This window comes from Bradyrhizobium sp. INPA03-11B (assembly GCF_040446015.1).
GTDB lineage: Bacteria > Pseudomonadota > Alphaproteobacteria > Rhizobiales > Xanthobacteraceae > Bradyrhizobium > Bradyrhizobium macuxiense_A.
Genome location: NZ_JASGSR010000169.1, coordinates 1 through 13,104 on the forward strand (window position 1 = coordinate 1; position 13,104 = coordinate 13,104).

The following is a 13,104-nucleotide window of genomic DNA, read 5'->3' on the forward strand; positions in this document are numbered from 1 at the left end:
TGGTCAGAGCGGATGTTCTCGGCGAACTCGAACCCGTTCATCTCGGGCATCTCGATGTCGGTCAGCACGACGTCGAACGCCTGCCCCGAGCGCAGCGCGGCGAGCCCCTCCTGCGCGCCGCCCGCGGTCCGCACCTTGTAGCCGGCGGCCTTGAGCACCGGCGCCAGCATGTTGCGGAAGAACGCTGAGTCGTCGACCAAGAGCACCGACTGCGCGCTCGCCGACGGGCGCATCTCCTTGCGCGAGAACCAGTCGGCGAACGCCATCGGCAGGAAGTGGCCGACGTCGATCACCTCGGTCGCCTGGCCCTTGATCACGGCCGAGCCCAAAATGCCGTCCTGCGAGCCTGCGACCTCGATGTTGAGCTTTTCCTCGACGATGTCGATGATCTCGTCGACCACAAGCCCCATCGAGCGGCCGTCGTCGGCGAACACCAGGATCGGCTGCGAGCCCTGGGTCTGCACCTCGACGCCGGCCATCTGCACCAGCGGCATCAGCTGCTCGCGGTACTGCACCATGTAGCGGCCGTTCGAGAGCTCGATCTTGTCGGTTGCGATCTCTTCCAGCCGCGTGACGAGGCCGAGCGGCACCGCCTTGGGCTGGCTCGAACCGGCGCGGAACACCAGCAGCGACGTCAGCTGCTCGCCGCTCGAAGCATGGCTGCTGGCACTGTCCTCGGCCATGTCATGGGCCGAGGAGCCGGAGGCGCCCAAGGCTTTGGCGATGCCGTTGGGGTCGATGATCATGATCACGGCGCCATCGCCGAGGATGGTGTTGCCGGAGAACATGTCGATGTGCCGCAGTTTTGTGGACATCGGCTTGACCACGATCTCCTCGGTGTGGAACACGCCGTCGACCACGATGCCGAAGGTCTGGCTGCCGACTTGCGTCACCACGATGAAGCCGTTCTCGGCGTCGGTTGATGTCGCGCCGTCGTCGATCTTCAAGAGCTTCTTGAGGTGGATCAGCGGCAGCAGCTTGTTGCGCAGCCGCAGCACCGCGGTGTCCTTGATCCGCTCGATGCGGTGCTCGGAGTTGGCGCGGGCCCGCACCAGTTCGACCACCGAGAGCTGCGGGATGGCAAAGCGGTCGCCGCCGGCTTCCACGATCAGCGCCGAGACGATCGCCAGGGTCAGCGGGATCTTGATGGTGACGGAGGCGCCCTCGCCGGCCACGCTCTTGATGTCGATGGTGCCGCCGATCTGGTCGATATTGGTGCGCACCACGTCCATGCCGACGCCGCGGCCGGACACCGAGGTGACTTGCGCGGCGGTCGAGAAGCCCGGCGCGAAGATGAACTTGTGGATCTGGGCCTCGGTCATCTTCTCCAGTTCGGCCTCGGTGACGAGACCGTTCTGGAGCGCCTTGGCCTTGATCCGCTCGGTGTTGAGCCCTCTCCCATTGTCGGCGATGCAGATGATGATGTGGCCGCCTTCGTGATAGGCGCTGAGGCGAATGGTGCCCTGCTCTCCCTTGCCGGCGGCGAGGCGCTCGGCGGTGGTCTCGAGGCCATGATCGGCGGAGTTGCGCACCATATGCGTCAACGGATCCTTGATCAGGTCGAGCACCTGGCGGTCGAGCTCGGTGTCGGCGCCGTGCATCTCCAGCTCGATCTGCTTGCCGAGTTCGCCGGAGAGGTCGCGGACGATGCGCGGCAGCTTCTGCCAGGCATTGCCGATCGGCTGCATCCGCGTCTTCATGACGCCTTCCTGCAGCTCGGCGGTGACGTTGGACAGCCGCTGCAGCGGCACCTTGAACTCGGTGTCCTCGTTGCGCCTTGAGATCTCCAAGAGCTGGTTGCGGGTCAAGACCAGCTCGGAGACCATCGTCATGAGGTGTTCGAGGGTGTCGACGTTGACGCGGATCGACTGGTTGGCGATCTTGTCGCCTTCCTGGACATCCTCGGCTATGGCCTTGCGGACCGGCTTCTTCGCAGCTTCAGCCGGCTCGGCGGGCGCAGCAGCGGCGGGCTTGGCGGCGGGCGCGGGCGCGGCCACTTCGGTCTCGGTCTCGCGGAAGGCGCGCTCGAGCTCGTCGAGTGAGACCTCGCCGGGACGTAAGGGACGCTCCAGCGTCTGCACCACCAGCGTGCCTTCGGTCATATCAGCCTGCACGGACGGCGCTTCGACGACCGGCACGTCTTCTTCAGCAACCTCGCCGGCCGCCGGCATCGACTGCGTCGAGCCTGACATCGCCGCCATGCCGTGCTCGACCATGGCTTCGAGCTGATCGATCAGATCGCGATCGTTGCCCTCGGGCTCGGCTTCGGTCGCCTCGAGCCCGCCCAGGATCTCCTTGATGCGGTCGATCGAGGACAGGATCAGCGTCACGGCTTCCGCCTTCACCGGCATGCCGTCGCGGAATTTGCCCATCAAGGTCTCGCCGGCATGCGCCAGCGCTTCCAGCCGCGGCAGCCCGAGGAAGCCGCAGGTCCCCTTGATGGTGTGCACAAGGCGGAAAATGTTGTCCAGGATCTTCGCGTTGTTCGGATCCTGCTCGAACTGCACCAGCTGGTTGTCCACCGTGTCCAGGCTCTCGCTGCTCTCCGTCAGGAACTCGCGCAACAGATCGTCCATGGATAGGTCCCCTCAAGGTGCTGCGGAACGCTCGCCTCGCATCGATAACCCCACCGCCTTCACGGCGACGTTAATTTTGCCGTCCGTGCAAATACGGACGAGGAGTCACGCGATCAGACGATGCAGCACGACGTCACGGCCAGTCCCAGGCATCTACCACCCGGACGGGAAAGAGGCCGTTCCATCGGTCGTCGCAATTTGAATCAAATGAAATCGCGTTGCCGTTAAGCCAAGCGAAACATTCGCGGCATGGCGGCGGCCTGCATCAAAGCCCCATCACCCTTTGGTTGAAGTCGGCCGGAAGGTGATCGCGCGCAAAGCAAAGGCGGCGGGGTTTCCCCCGCCGCCTCGATAGTCGATGTCTGTTGCGGCTACGCTTAGCGGAGCAGCTGCAGAACGCTCTGCTGCGACTGGTTGGCCAGCGCCAGCGCGGACACCGCGATCGACTGGCGGGTCGACAGCGCCTGGCTGTTGGCCGCTTCCTCGTTGGTGTCGGCCAGCGTCAGGTTGGACGAGCCGGTCTGCAACACGTTGATCAGGTTCTTCGAGAAGTCCTGGCGGATCTGCACGATCGACAGGTTCGAACCGAGGGTCGAAGCCTGGGTGCGCAGCAGGCCGCTCGCGCTGTTCAGCGTCTTCAGCGTGGCGTTGGCCGAGGCGTTGTCGATGAAGTCCGTGCCGGCCGTCAACTTGGTGAGGTTCAGGCCGGAGGCGTTGAAGGTGACGCCCTGGATCTTCAACGTTGAGGTGCCCGTCTCGTTGAAGGTCAGCTTGAGCTGATCGCCGTTGAGCAGGTTGATGCCGTTGTACGACGCGTCCTGGGCGGTCGTGGTGATCTGGTCCAGGATGTTGTTGTACTGACTGACCAGGTTGGCGCGGTTCGCCAGCCCGTTCGGATCCTGAACCGGGGCGCTGCCCGTCAGACCGTTGAACAGCTTGCCTGCACCAGCTGCCGTGCCACCGATCGTGCCGATGGTCGAGGACGCGGCATCGTTGGTGGTGCTGATGGTGAGCGCACCGCCTGCGCTGAGCGAGGCCTGCAGGTTGTTGGCCGCCAGCGCGGTGTTCAGGTCGTTGAGGGACTTCACCTGGCCTGCGCCGCTACCAAACGTGATGTTGGTGGCGGTGCCGTTGCCGGTCGGGTTGATCGTCAGCGTCAAACCATCCAACGGCGACGGCGTTGCCACGGTGCGTGCCTTGGTTCCGGCCGTCAGGCCGAACGCGGCCAGCCCCGAGCCGGAGATATTCAGATCCTGGTTGGTGCCGGTGCTGATCTGGAGCGCGCCGGCCGACACGGTGGAGGCGGTGGCGGTGCCGGTGATGCCGTCGATCGCGGTGAGCAGGTCGCCGACCGTCAGGTTGCTGCCCGCGCCGGTGCCGAGGGTCACGTTGCCGGACGCATCGGTCGTCGAAGTGGTCTGCGAGGTCGAGAACGTGATCGACTTGCCGTTGACGGTGATCGTACCGGTCGGCGTCGCCGCCAGGGTATCGGAGTTGGCCGCGGTGACGAGCTTGGTGGCGGCCGTGATCGGCGCGGGCGTCGAGAGATTGTTGTTGACGACCGTGCCGGCGAGGGTGGCGTTGCTATAGGTGGCGGTGCCGCGGATATCGGCGGCGGTCGCGCCGGTGATCGTGGCGGTCGTCACCTGCGACTTCTGGGAATAGCCGACTGCGGCCTGCAGGGCCTGGTTGGCAACCGACTTGGCGCTGTCGACGAGCTTCTGCAGCGAGGTGATGCCGGTGTTCGCGGCCTGCAGCACCTGCACGCCGTTGCCGATGCCGTCCAGCAGGTTGTTGATGTCGCTGGCGCGATTGTCGAGCGACTGCGCCGTGAAGAAGTTGGTCGGATTGTCGAGAGCGGTGTTGACCTTCTTGCCGGTGGACAAGCGGTTCTGCGTGGTGGCGAGCAGGTCGGCCGTCGACTGCAGCGAAAGCAGATTTTGACGGACCGATGCCGAGAGGACGATGCCGGACATACTGATACCCTTCTGGATGAACACGATTGACGCGACGCCGTAAATTTCGCACGGCGACCGGTGCCACACTGGTCCGTCCGCGCTACCCGTTCGTTAAAGGGCTGCTCCGTACAAATACCCAGAACGGCTTTTGCCGGTAATTTGACGGCCGCCTGCGCCGGCGCAGGCTTGAGCGGCGCCTGCCCGCCGCCGGATCAATCCCGTGGCGGCGAATTTGTCCTCACCTTTGCGGGACTTGTCGTATGCCGGCGGCGCCGGCCGGGCATTTCGAAAAGGCGGGACGGCGATCATGACGACGCACGCCTCGGCGCGCATCAGAGTTAATGCAAATCAATGAATGCGAGACAATGCCGCAACCTCTTTGTCCGGGATGCGCATCGTTCGAATCGCCGCGCAGACGGATGCAACGCCGACCGTCTGCCCCCTAGAGGGTATAAGGTTCGCACTACAACCCTTGTGCAATTAGACAGGCAAGCTATGGTCGCACTCCACACGCCAAGAGTAGGTGATGCGAGACCGTAGTGCTCCCGCCCTCGGCAGGAGCTCCAATGTCCGCGGTAACGCGCCCGCCCAATCGTCTGTTGCAAGCACTTCCCCCTGCGGAATACGCGCAACTTCATCCTCTTCTGGAAACCGTCGACCTGACCAAGGAAACGGCGCTCGCCGATGCCGGCGCGCCGGTGCAGCGGGTTTACTTCCCGCACGCCGGCGTGGTCTCGATGATGATCAATCTGTCCGACGGGCAATCCGTCGAGATTGCAACCATCGGTCGTGACGGCGCCGTGGGCGCGTCCGCCGCTCTGCATGAGCGGCCGCTGCTCGCCGACGCGATTGTCGTGGTGCCGGGCACGGCGTCGGTGGTGCGGGCGGAGGATTTCCGCGAGGCAGCCAATCGCAGCGCCGAGTTCCGGACACTGGTTGCGCTCTATGAACAGGCGCTGATGGCGCAGACGCAGCAATCCGTCGCCTGCAACGTCTCGCATCCGGTGGAGGCGCGGCTGTCGCGCTGGCTGCTGCGCGCACGCGACCTGTGCGGCAGCGAAGCCTTGCCGCTGACCCAGGAGATGCTGGCGCAGATGATCGGCGTGCGGCGCAATGCGGTTTCGATCGTCGCGCACGGGTTTCAGCAAGCCGGCATCCTGCGTTACAGCCGCGGCCATATCGAAATCACCGATATCGACGGTCTGCGGAAGGCGGCGTGCGAATGTTATGCGACCGTCAAGGCGCACGCCGAACAATTGATCGGGCCGGAAGATTGATCGCAGCGACCTCATGTCCCCGCGGATAATGTGAGGCCGCGGCGATCAGCGTATTCCTAATGGAACCGGGATGTGTTTCCATTGGAACCCGGACGTGCCAGAATAAGTTGCGAGCACGTCTGGCTGCACGCGTCAGGCCTGGTGACCAGAGACAAGCTTTGCCGGGAGGCAGGAGGTTGCTTTGGATACGGTTCCGCGATCACCCAACGGGTTTCTGTCGTCGCTCTCTGCGAGCGATTTTGAGCTGATCCGGCCGCACCTGCGGACGGTCGACCTCGCCGCCGATTCGGTCCTGACCGAGACCGACGAGATGCTCAAGCGGACATACATGCCGCACAAGGGCGTGATCTCGCTGGTGGTCAAGCTGGCGAGGGGCGAGCGCGTCCAGGTCGCCATGGTCGGCCGCGACAGCATCTTTGGCGCATTCGCACCGCTGGTCGAGGGCCGGGTCTCGAACAACGCCACGGTGCTGGTGCCCGGCCTCGCCTCGACGGTCGAGCTCGAGCCGTTGCGCGCGGCTGCCGGCCAGAGCCCGACCCTTCGCACCATGCTGCTTCGGCATGGACTCGCCGTCTATGCCCAGATCCAGCAGACGGCGGGCTGCAACGCCGCGCATACCGTGGAGTCGCGGCTGGCGCGATGCCTGCTGCATACGCGCGACCTCTCCGGCAGCAACAAGATCGTCCTGACGCAGGAGGCGATGGCGCAGATGATCGGCGCCCGCCGCAACAGCGTGTCGCTGGTCGCGCATACCCTGCAACAGGCGAATTTCATTCACTACAGCCGCGGCCACATCGAGATCACCAACGCGGACGGACTGATCAGGACCGCCTGCGAATGCTACGCCGCGGTCAAGGCGCAGTATGCGGGGCTGCTGAGTTGCAAGGAAACCAGCGGCTAGAGCATGATCCGGAAAAGTGTGAAGCGGTTTTCCGGAAAGATCATGCTCAAACAATGAGCTAAAGCGCGATGATGATTCACCCCAATCTCATCGCGCTTTAGCGTTTCGATTCAAGCGGTCGGCGTCTCGCGCAAAACGCCGTCGCTGTCGCGCAAGCCGTACTTCTACGGCATGGGATTTTCACCGTCGGATAACGCTGCTTCCGCAAAGTCGCGTGGACGCACGGGGGAGCCGATGTTCACGTACGAGACGACCGATCGGAAGGAAGCCCGGCGCTTCCGCATGGCCCAGTTCAACGGCCGGCCCGCCACCGTCAAATCTGCCGGTGCGACGGTCACGGGACGGGTGCGCGCGATCGTCGAAAGCAAGTCCGGCGCAATGGCGGCATGGGTGGTCACGATCGTTCCGGACGAACCGAAGACGGCCGCTCCCGCCGCGCGGCTCGCGCCGCGGCTGTGCTTCGCCACAGAAGACGATTTCTGAGAACCGGTCTGCGCTCAGGCGGAATGCAGCAAGGCCTTGCGGACCAGATCCGCGGTGTTGCGCGCGCCGAGCTTGCGCATCGCCTCGGCACGATGGCTCTCGAACGTGCGCGGGCTGATATTCATCCGCAGCGCGCCCTGCTTGTTGGAATAGCCGTCGCTGATCAGGCTGAGCACCTCACGCTCGCGCTTGGTCAGCGGCTTGCGGCCGGCCTCCGGCGCGAACATGACATCGGGTGACCGGGCAACTGCCGGCTTGTCGTCACCCTGCAGCCTGAGATCGGCAGCCGGAACGGCATTCGGGTAGAGGTCCGATATCTGCTTCAGCATCGCGGACACCCGCTCGGTCTGCTCGAGCGCGTTCTCGATCACCTGCCGCAGATAGACGCCGTTGCCGGGCGCGTGCGCGAACTGCTGACTGTGCTGTTTGAGCTCATTCATATAGAGCAGCAGCGCCGTCACCGGCCCGTTGAACTGCCGGACGATGGCCGCACCGGCGTCCGTGGTGACCTGCGGTCGCGGCGCAACGGCCCCATGAACCTCAGACTGCTGCCCCTCGAGCGCCGTGGTTCCGCCCATCCATGCCGGAAGGCGCGCCTCGGCTCGATTGTCATGTTGCGTCATAAGTATGGTTTACCGAAGGTGAACTTGTGGCTGCGTTAACACGGGACTCCGTAAAACTACGGGTGACGCAACTGTGACCTCGGGCCCCGACCTGCCAAGCAGGCGCAGATTACCGCTGATTTGGCAACGAATCTCGCATATTTGAGTCGAGTTACAGTATTCTTACGGGATGACGGGCGGCTTCATCCAGATGGTCTCACAGGTGGATGGTTACCGTCCCGGCGGACCCATCCCACACCCTGCTGTCATGCTGGAAATAGCCGGATCGCGCACAGCGCCTTCGACATTACTTGCGCCGGAGCCGGAGGAATTTCTGCAGGAATCGCCCCGAAAGAACGAACCTGAACCACCAATACGCCATTCGCCGGGTCGACATCGGTCATCCCTCTAGGCACGGGATCGCATCGGCTTACCGCACGTTGGGCTACGTTCGTATGAGGCGGTTCACATGGACCCGGCGGACGCAGGGGCAGGCGGTTGTCAATTTACAGCCCCGGCACGCGCCGTGATGATCGCCGCCTCTCGGCCAACAATAAAGGGTGCGACAATGCAGCGAAGGCGGAGCGGGCGAAATGGATCCTGGATGATGATCGCGGCGCTCGCCTCGGCACTGCTGGTCAGCGCCGGTGCGCAGGGCCAGACCACGCCGACCGGCGACGCAGCGCCGGCCCAAGACAACACGATCATGATCACGGTCTTCTTCAAGCATGATCAGTCGCGCGCGCTCGGCGAACTCAATGCGCAGCTCGAGCGGCAGGGCTTCTACAAGACGTTTCCGCCCGAAGGTGTCGAGGTGGTCAGCTGGTACGTGATGATGGGCGCCGGCCAGGTGGTGACCCTGCGGCTGCCGGCGTCACGGCTGCGCGAGGTCAACCGCGTCATCGAGAACAGTGCCTGGGGCGCCTATCGCACCGAGTTCTATCCGACCTACGACTACAAGGCAGTCGGGATCGGCAAGCACGAAAAAGCGAAGCAGTAGCGCACCGCGCCGAGATCGGAGTTGAAGTCGCGGCCGCGCGCCGGACTTATCGGTTCTGGTTCAGTCAGAACCGGCTCACCTTTGACCCGCTGCGCTGCCTATGCGTGAGCGCGCGGGCGCTCGCTCAGCCGCTTTGCCAGTATCCGCAGATCCTGGCGGCGCCCGCTGCAAAGCAGGCGGCTGAATTCGTCGGGATCGATGGAGGCAGGTGGAAAATCGGCTGAACTGCGTGCGACGCGGCGTAGCCAGGTCAATCGGAAGAGACGCCTGAGCATCTTCATGGTTGTTAGCCCCGATGAGCGCCGATGTTAAATCGCGGTAATGAAATTGGTTCCGTCTCTTGTGGTCGCACCGCGCGAAAATTGGTTCAACGCCATCAGGCGAGCAGCGCCTTGCGCTTTTGCACGCGCGCAATCGATCGCCGCACCGCGGCCTGATCCAGCGATCCGTCCTGCACCGCACCCGCGACCGCCGCGGCAATGCCGGCCATCGCCTGCTCCTGGTCGAACAGATTATTGCCGATGCAGATCATGTCCATGCCGGCGGCGATCGCCTGCAGGCTGGCCGCGCTTGTGCCGAGCGCCTTCTGCAGCCCCTGCATCTGCATGTCGTCGGTGATCAAGAGCGTTTCGGGCAGACGACGGCGCAGCCGGCCGATCCCGGCCGGTGACAGGGTCATCGGATGATGCGGGTCCCACTGGCGGACAATGGCGTGGCTGACCAGCACCGCATCGCCGAAAGTATCCGGGGCCAGCGCGTAGAACAGCTCTTCCTGCTCCGGCCGCAGTGCATCGGAAATGTCCATGAACTCCAGATGCGAATCGACATGCGCGCCGCCGATGCCCGGATAATGCTTCAGGCAGAGACCAACTCCGGCCTGCCGCGCCGCGGCGTCGACCAGCCGGGCATTGGCCTCGACCTCGCCGAGATCGGACGAATAGGAGCGCTTGATCCTGCCGATATTGGGATTGTCGGAATTATAGTCGACGTCGATGACCGGCGCGAAATTGTAGCGGATGCCGAGCCGCCGCAGTTCGTCATAGCTTGCACCAAGGACCGCCTGCTTTTCCGTCAGCGCGAGCAGATTGAAATCCTTCGCACTCGGCAGCGGCTGGAAGCCGAGGCCATCCTTGAGCCGGCGCACCAGACCGCCCTCCTGGTCGATGAAGACCAGCGGCGCTGACGGCAGCGCCGCGATCTCGGCGCAGAGCGACTGCACCTGCGCGGGCGACGCGACGTTGTTGTCGTATTGCCGGGTCTGGCACGAGTAATCGAACAGGATCACCCCGCCGAGCCCGAACCGCGCGGCAAATTCTCTCAGCCAGGTCGGAATGACCTTGCCGTAGAAGCCGAGGATGAAAAGTTCGCCGACGGACATGGCCGCTCGCTACGGGATCGGCATGGAATCAACGCCGCACCTGAAGGAATAGCACGCTGCGGCGGCGGTAAGAATATGACGTAAGCCGCGGTGCGACCGCGTTCCCCGTGCTCGCATCCCTATGTTAAGACACGCCGGCACGCCTCAGTGGCGTCTGCCACAACACAAGAAACTCCGGAAACCGCCCATGACCGCACCTTACGTCCCGCAAATGGCCCTTTACCGCGACTGGCTGAAGGAGACCCGCGGCCTTGCGTTTGCGGATTTCAAGACGATGCGGCGCTGGTCGGTCACCGATATCGACGCCTTCTGGCAGAGCGTCTGGGACTATTTCGACCTGCGCTCGCCGACGCCGCATTCGGCGGTACTGGCCGAACGCAAGATGCCGGGCGCGGTATGGTTTCCCGGCGCCTCGGTGAACTATGCGCGCCAGGTCTTCCGCCATGTCGCGCCCGCACATGCCGCCGGCCTGCCGGCCCTGATTGCGAGCGGCGAGGACGGCAAACTCTCGGAGACGAGCTGGCCCGAGCTGCAACGCCAATCGGCGGCGCTTGCGCTGCATCTGAAGGCCAAGGGCGTGCGCGCCGGCGATCGGGTCGCCGCCTACTTGCCGAATATCCCCGAGACCATCATCGCGTTTCTTGCGACCGCGAGCCTGGGTGCAGTCTGGAGCGTCTGCGCGCCCGACATGGCGGCACCCGCGGTGATCGACCGCTTCAAGCAGATCGAGCCGAAGGTGCTGATCGCCTGCGATGCCGCGACCTATGCCGGCAAGCGCCATGACCGGCAAGGCGTGATCGAGGAGCTGCGGCGCGCGCTGCCGACGGTCGAGCATGTCATCCTGCACAGCGATGCTGCGCCGTCAGAGACGCGGCTGTCGTCCATCCTCGCCGGCCAGGGCGCCGAGATCGACGCCTTCGAGCCGGAATGGCTGCCGTTCGATCACCCGCTCTGGATCGTCTATTCCTCGGGCACGACCGGATTGCCGAAGCCGATCCTGCACAGCCATGGCGGCATCATCGTCGTGGCGCTGCCGCTCTCGACGCTGCACAACGACATCGGCTGCAGCTACCACCCGAACTCGTTCGGCGAACGCTTTCACTGGTATTCCTCGACCGGCTGGATCATGTGGAACTGCCAGGCCAACGGCCTGCTCAACGGCACCACCTGCTGCATCTTCGACGGCAGCCCCGGCGGCACCAAGGATAAGCCGGACTGGAGCACGCTGTGGCGCTTCGTCGCCGACGCCAAGGCAACCTTCTTCGGCGCAGGCGCGGCGTTCTTCGCCAATTGCACCAAGGCCGAGATCGATCTCGCCGCCGTCGGCGACCTCTCACGCCTGCGCGCGCTCGGCTCGACCGGCTCACCGCTCTCAGCCGATACGCAAGCCTGGTTCAACGAGTGCTTCGCCGCGCTGTCGACGCGCAACGGCAATGCCGCGCAGGCCGACATGTGGTGGGCCAATATTTCCGGCGGCACGGATTTCGCCGGCGCCTTCATCGGCGGCAACCGCGAACTGCCGCAGACACCGGGCATCATGCAGTGCCGCCTGCTCGGCTGCGCGGTGGAAGCCTTCGACGAACAAGGCCGCGCCGTGATCGACGAGGTCGGCGAGCTCGTCTGCACCGAGCCGCTGCCCTCGATGCCGCTGCGCTTCTGGAACGATCCCGGCAATGCGCGTTATCTGTCGAGCTATTTCGAGACCTATCCCGACAATTTCGACGGCAGCGGCCGCGGTCCGGTGTGGCGGCATGGCGACTGGCTCAAGATCAACCCCGACGGCTCCTGCGTGATCTACGGCCGCAGCGACGCCACCATCAACCGCCACGGCCTGCGGATGGGCACCAGCGAGCTCTACTCGGCGATCGAGGCGCTGCCGGAGGTGCTGGATTCGATGGTCGTGGATCTCGAGTATCTCGGCCGCGACAGCTACATGCCGCTGTTCGTGGTGCTGCGCGAGGGCGTCACCTTCGATGCCGCGATGAAGACGAAGATCAACAAGGCGGTCGAGGCCGGATTGTCGCGCCGCTTCCTGCCCAACGACATCTTCGTCGTGGCGGAGATTCCGCGCACCCTGTCCGGCAAGAAGCAGGAGCTGCCGGTCAAGAAGCTGCTGCTCGGCCACCCCGTCGAGAAGGTCATCAACCGCGATGCGATGGCCAATCCGGGCTGCCTCGACTGGTATCTCGATTTTGCCAAAAACTATCTGAGTAAGCAGGCGGGCGCCGCGTAAGCGCTCGCACTGCCCGTCATCGCTGCCTGCCGCGCCATGGCGGCGGCGCAAGCGCGGCGCGCAGGTGCTCCACGAACGCCTGCGTGCGTCTGGCCCTGCCGCTGCGGCCTGGATTGAGCAGCGCGACGATATCGGCCGGGGGCAGGCGGAAGTTCGGCAGCACGCGGACCAGCCGGCCGGCGGCGAGATCCCCGGCGACATCCCACTCCGACCTGACGATCAGGCCGTGATCCGCCAGCGCCCAGGCCTTCACGACCTCGCCGTCATTGCTCGACAGCATCGGCTCGACCCTGACGACATCAGGCTCGGACGCGGCACGTTTGCGAGAAAACCGCCAGAGCGTCACGTCCTCCTCGTTCTCACGCAACGCGATGCACTGATGCAAGCGCAGATCCTGCGGGCGCGCCGGCATTTCCCAGCGCTTCAGATAGGCCGGCGAGGCGCAGAGATAGCGCTCATTGGGGGCGAGACGCTGCAAACGAAGCGTGGAGTCCTTTAGCGTACCGATGTGGATCATCACGTCCCACGCGCCCACGGCGGCACGCCCCGGCCGATCGGACAGTTCGAGCTCGACCGACACCTCGGGATGGCGTGATCGGAAGGCGGCAACGACCGGGGCGATGTAGCGCCGTCCGAAGCCGAGCGGCGCAAGGATCTTCAGATGGCCGGCGATGGTGCCGCGACGCGCCTGCAGCG

At 64.6% G+C, this 13,104-nt stretch carries 10 protein-coding genes; 5 read left to right on the forward strand and 5 right to left on the reverse strand.

Annotated elements, in window-relative coordinates; genetic code table 11:
• Together QMZ05_RS37505 and QMZ05_RS37510 are read right to left on the reverse strand one after the other, a co-directional pair.
• Nucleotides 1-2,576, reverse strand: a 2,576-nt coding sequence (locus tag QMZ05_RS37505) for a hybrid sensor histidine kinase/response regulator (RefSeq protein WP_353705333.1), incomplete at its 3' end; no start/stop codon positions are given.
• A 377-nt stretch (nt 2,577-2,953) separates the two neighbouring features.
• Nucleotides 2,954-4,552 (reverse strand): flagellin, encoded by a 1,599-nt coding sequence (locus QMZ05_RS37510; RefSeq protein ID WP_353705334.1) that lies wholly within the window; start codon nt 4,550-4,552, stop codon nt 2,954-2,956.
• Between the two features lie 581 nt (nt 4,553-5,133).
• Between QMZ05_RS37510 and QMZ05_RS37515 the strand changes: the two genes are divergently transcribed.
• The 3 genes from QMZ05_RS37515 to QMZ05_RS37525 all read left to right on the forward strand — a co-directional run bounded on the left by QMZ05_RS37515 (nt 5,134) and on the right by QMZ05_RS37525 (nt 7,195).
• On the forward strand, nt 5,134-5,811 hold the full coding sequence (locus tag QMZ05_RS37515) for a Crp/Fnr family transcriptional regulator (protein WP_353705342.1): 678 nt from the start codon (nt 5,134-5,136) through the stop codon (nt 5,809-5,811).
• A gap of 181 nt (nt 5,812-5,992) precedes the next feature.
• A complete protein-coding gene (locus QMZ05_RS37520) occupies nt 5,993-6,712 on the forward strand; it encodes a Crp/Fnr family transcriptional regulator (protein ID WP_353705335.1) in 720 nt (239 codons plus the stop codon).
• A 234-nt stretch (nt 6,713-6,946) separates the two neighbouring features.
• The gene (locus tag QMZ05_RS37525; protein ID WP_353705336.1) at nt 6,947-7,195 is read left to right on the forward strand and encodes a hypothetical protein; all 249 of its coding nucleotides are present in this window, start codon (nt 6,947-6,949) and stop codon (nt 7,193-7,195) included.
• Between the two features lie 14 nt (nt 7,196-7,209).
• Here QMZ05_RS37525 and QMZ05_RS37530 read toward each other — a convergent pair whose 3' ends face one another.
• On the reverse strand, nt 7,210-7,818 hold the full coding sequence (locus QMZ05_RS37530; RefSeq protein ID WP_353705337.1) for a helix-turn-helix transcriptional regulator: 609 nt from the start codon (nt 7,816-7,818) through the stop codon (nt 7,210-7,212).
• Nucleotides 7,819-8,365: 547 nt separating this feature from the next.
• On the opposite strand from QMZ05_RS37530, the gene QMZ05_RS37535 reads away from it, so the two are divergent.
• Nucleotides 8,366-8,797, forward strand: a complete 432-nt coding sequence (locus QMZ05_RS37535) for a hypothetical protein (protein WP_353705338.1) — start codon at nt 8,366-8,368, stop codon at nt 8,795-8,797.
• Between the two features lie 376 nt (nt 8,798-9,173).
• Here the strand turns inward: QMZ05_RS37535 and QMZ05_RS37540 are convergent, their stop codons facing one another.
• Entirely contained in the window at nt 9,174-10,175 is a 1,002-nt protein-coding gene (locus QMZ05_RS37540; RefSeq protein WP_353705339.1) for a glycoside hydrolase family 3 N-terminal domain-containing protein, read from the reverse strand.
• 121 nt (nt 10,176-10,296) lie between these two features.
• Here QMZ05_RS37540 and QMZ05_RS37545 point away from each other — a divergent pair, with 121 nt between their 5' ends.
• On the forward strand, nt 10,297-12,408 hold the full coding sequence (locus QMZ05_RS37545; RefSeq protein WP_353705340.1) for an acetoacetate--CoA ligase: 2,112 nt from the start codon (nt 10,297-10,299) through the stop codon (nt 12,406-12,408).
• Between the two features lie 16 nt (nt 12,409-12,424).
• On the opposite strand, the gene QMZ05_RS37550 is transcribed toward QMZ05_RS37545, so the two are convergent.
• The coding region (locus tag QMZ05_RS37550) for a LysR substrate-binding domain-containing protein (protein ID WP_353705341.1) at nt 12,425-13,104 on the reverse strand (680 nt) is incomplete at its 5' end.

Bases quoted from the DNA above. Each gene is read 5' to 3' on its own strand.
- QMZ05_RS37510 (WP_353705334.1), bottom strand. From the start codon at position 4,552: ATGTCCGGCATCGTCCTCTCGGCATCGGTCCGTCAAAATCTGCTTTCG.
- QMZ05_RS37525 (WP_353705336.1), top strand. From the start codon at position 6,947: ATGTTCACGTACGAGACGACCGATCGGAAGGAAGCCCGGCGCTTCCGC.
- QMZ05_RS37530 (WP_353705337.1), bottom strand. From the start codon at position 7,818: ATGACGCAACATGACAATCGAGCCGAGGCGCGCCTTCCGGCATGGATG.
- QMZ05_RS37535 (WP_353705338.1), top strand. From the start codon at position 8,366: ATGCAGCGAAGGCGGAGCGGGCGAAATGGATCCTGGATGATGATCGCG.
- QMZ05_RS37540 (WP_353705339.1), bottom strand. From the start codon at position 10,175: ATGTCCGTCGGCGAACTTTTCATCCTCGGCTTCTACGGCAAGGTCATT.
- QMZ05_RS37545 (WP_353705340.1), top strand. From the start codon at position 10,297: ATGTTAAGACACGCCGGCACGCCTCAGTGGCGTCTGCCACAACACAAG.